Source organism: Bradyrhizobium sp. TM233, from assembly GCF_036247965.1.
GTDB lineage: Bacteria > Pseudomonadota > Alphaproteobacteria > Rhizobiales > Xanthobacteraceae > Bradyrhizobium > Bradyrhizobium ottawaense.
In genome coordinates this window covers 1-2,613 of sequence record NZ_BTIG01000053.1, presented here as the reverse complement: position 1 = coordinate 2,613, position 2,613 = coordinate 1, and the positions used below count along the sequence as shown (strand labels likewise).

Below are 2,613 nucleotides of genomic sequence, written 5' to 3'. Positions count from 1 at the left end.
CGAGCCGTCGGCGCAGCTCGCTTATGCGACCTACAACGAAGGCACGCTCGAGGACAATGACCTGATCGCGGCCTCGATGCCGACGCCGCTCGCGAAGAAGACGCATGTGATGCTGACGGAGCAGTCGAAGCAGCTCGACAAGGAGCTGCTCGACGGCCTCTCGCGCGTCGGTTTCAAGCTCGACTTCGGCGAGGCCGGCACCGGCTGGCAGTTCAAATACCTCACCCGCGGCGGCGGCTATTATTTCAACGTCGGCTGCTCCAACCTGATCGTCGAGGGCAAGATCAGGCTCAGGCAGTTTGCCGACATCGAGGGCTTTGTACCCGACGGGGCGCGGATGAAGGACGGCACGCTGCTTCCCGCCGATCTCATCGTGCTCTCCACCGGTTACAAGCCGCAGGAATATCTGGTGCGAAAACTGTTTGGCGAGGCCATCGCCGACCGCGTCGGCCCGATCTGGGGCTTTGGCGACGGTCTTGAGCTGCGCAACATGTATGCGCGCACCAGGCAGCCCGGGCTCTGGTTCATCGCCGGCAGCCTCGCGCAATGCCGGATCAACTCGAAATACCTTGGGCTCCAGATCAAGGCGATCGAGGAAGGGATTCTGGGACAAATATAGCTACAGCCGTCATTCCGGGGCGCACGAAGCGCGAGCCCGGAATCNNCCGGGCTCACGCTTCGCGTGTCCCGGAATGACAGGAGAACAGATTCATGCCAGCCATTCTCGGCAGCGGCGAGCACCGCTACCGCGTCGTCGACAATTTCGCGAAACTCCCGGACGGCTGGCAGCTCACCGACGTCGCCTCCGTCGCGGTCGACAGCAAGGACCGCGTCTACGTCTTCAACCGCGGCGCCCACCCGATGGTGGTGCTCGACCGCGACGGCAATTTCCTGCGCAGCTGGGGCGAAGGGCTGTTCTCGCGCGCACACGGCCTGCACATCGACGCCGACGACAATCTCTACTGCACCGATGACGGCGACCACACCGTGCGCAAATGCACCACGGACGGCAAGGTGCTGCTGACGATCGGCATTCCCGAAAAACCGGCGCCGTTCATGAGCGGTGATCCCTTCCATCGCTGCACCCACACCGCGCTGTCGCCGAAGGGCGAGATCTACGTCTCCGACGGCTATGGCAATGCGCGCGTGCACAAGTTCACGCCCGAGGGCAAGCTGCTCAAGAGCTGGGGCGAGCCGGGCACCGATCCCGGCCAGTTCAACATCGTGCACAATATTGCCACCGATGCCGATGGCTGGGTCTATGTCGCCGACCGCGAGAACCATCGCGTGCAGGTGTTCGACGGCGAGGGCAAATACGAGACGCAGTGGAACAATCTGCACCGGCCCTGCGCGCTGTGCTGTTGCGGCGGGACCAAGAGCCCGACTTTCGTGATCGGCGAGCTCGGCCCGGGCCTTGCCATCAACCGCAATGTGCCCAATCTCGGCCCGCGGCTGTCGATCGTGGACGCCAAGGGCAAGCGCATCGCACGGCTTGGCGGCGAGGAAGGGCCGGGTGTTGCGAGCGGAAAGTTCCTGGCGCCCCACGGCATCGCGCTGGATTCCAGGGGCGACATCTATGTCGGCGAGGTCGGCGTCACCAACTGGGACACGAGCTTTCCGGACGAGGAGATGCCGGCTGCGGTCCGCGCCACGCGGTGCTTGCAGAAGCTGGAACGGGTACGGGAGTAGCTGCCGCGCCGGGCCGCGACGCGCTGGTCACGACAGTTCCGCGCCAGCCGCGCACCTCCCCCAAATCGCGGCTTTTTCAGCGCTTTCGCCACCCCGGCGCCGCATTGCTTGCGCCTGAATAAGTCGCTCAACGGGCTTCACAATCCCGTCACGCTGCATGTAGTATGTCAGTACATGCTGCTTCGCAGCGTATATTGGAGGCCGGGAGCGTTACTTGAACGCACATGTCTCGCAAGGCAGTTGGCCGGTGTTGGTGCTGAATGCGGACTTCCGGCCGCTGAGTTACTACCCGCTGTCTCTTTGGTCGTGGCAAGACGCGATCAAGGCAGTGTTCCTCGATCGCGTCAACATCGTCGCACATTACGATCAGGCGGTTCATAGCCCCACGCTGCAAATGCAGCTGCCGAGCGTCGTCTCGCTCAAATCCTTCGTCAAGCCGACCACTCATCCGGCCTTCACCCGGTTCAACGTCTTCCTGCGCGACCGTTTCGCCTGCCAATATTGCGGCTCGCCCGAGGACCTCACCTTCGATCACATCATCCCGCGCAGCAAAGGCGGCCAGACCACCTGGGAGAACGTGGTCGCAGCATGCTCGCCGTGTAACCTGCGCAAAGGCAATCTCACGCCGGTGCAAGCCAAGATGTTTCCGCGCCAGCACGCCTTTGCCCCGACCGTGCACCAGCTCCACCGCAACGGCCGCCTGTTCCCGCCGAACTATCTGCACGATAGTTGGCTGGACTATCTGTACTGGGATACGGAGCTGGATCCGTAGGATCTGGCCTCACCCCCCGATCGCGTTCCGTGCCACCACGTCGCGATAGAACGCCGCGCTCAGTTTCGGCACCCGCGCCTGCGTTTCGAAGTCGACCCGGTAGAGGCCGAAGCGCTTGCCGTAGCCAAAAATCCACTCGAAATTGTCCATCA

General features: G+C 63.2%; 3 protein-coding genes and 1 pseudogene. 3 read left to right on the top strand and 1 reads right to left on the bottom strand.

The window, feature by feature from the left end; translation table 11 throughout:
* The 3 genes and pseudogenes from AABA86_RS33280 to AABA86_RS33270 all read left to right on the top strand — a co-directional run.
* Positions 1-619, top strand: a pseudogene (locus tag AABA86_RS33280) (monooxygenase); the annotation flags it as partial.
* 92 nt (positions 620-711) lie between these two features.
* Positions 712-1,689, top strand: a complete 978-nt coding sequence (locus AABA86_RS33275) for a peptidyl-alpha-hydroxyglycine alpha-amidating lyase family protein (protein ID WP_338309753.1) — start codon at positions 712-714, stop codon at positions 1,687-1,689.
* A 214-nt stretch (positions 1,690-1,903) separates the two neighbouring features.
* Complete coding sequence (locus AABA86_RS33270; protein ID WP_018316280.1) at positions 1,904-2,461, top strand: HNH endonuclease; 558 nt, start codon at positions 1,904-1,906, stop codon at positions 2,459-2,461.
* A gap of 9 nt (positions 2,462-2,470) precedes the next feature.
* Here the strand turns inward: AABA86_RS33270 and AABA86_RS33265 are convergent.
* On the bottom strand, positions 2,471-2,613 hold a 143-nt coding region (locus tag AABA86_RS33265; protein WP_338309754.1), incomplete at its 5' end, for a family 1 glycosylhydrolase.

Coding starts and splice junctions, on each gene's coding strand:
- AABA86_RS33275 (WP_338309753.1), top strand. CDS start 712: ATGCCAGCCATTCTCGGCAGCGGCGAGCACCGCTACCGCGTCGTCGAC.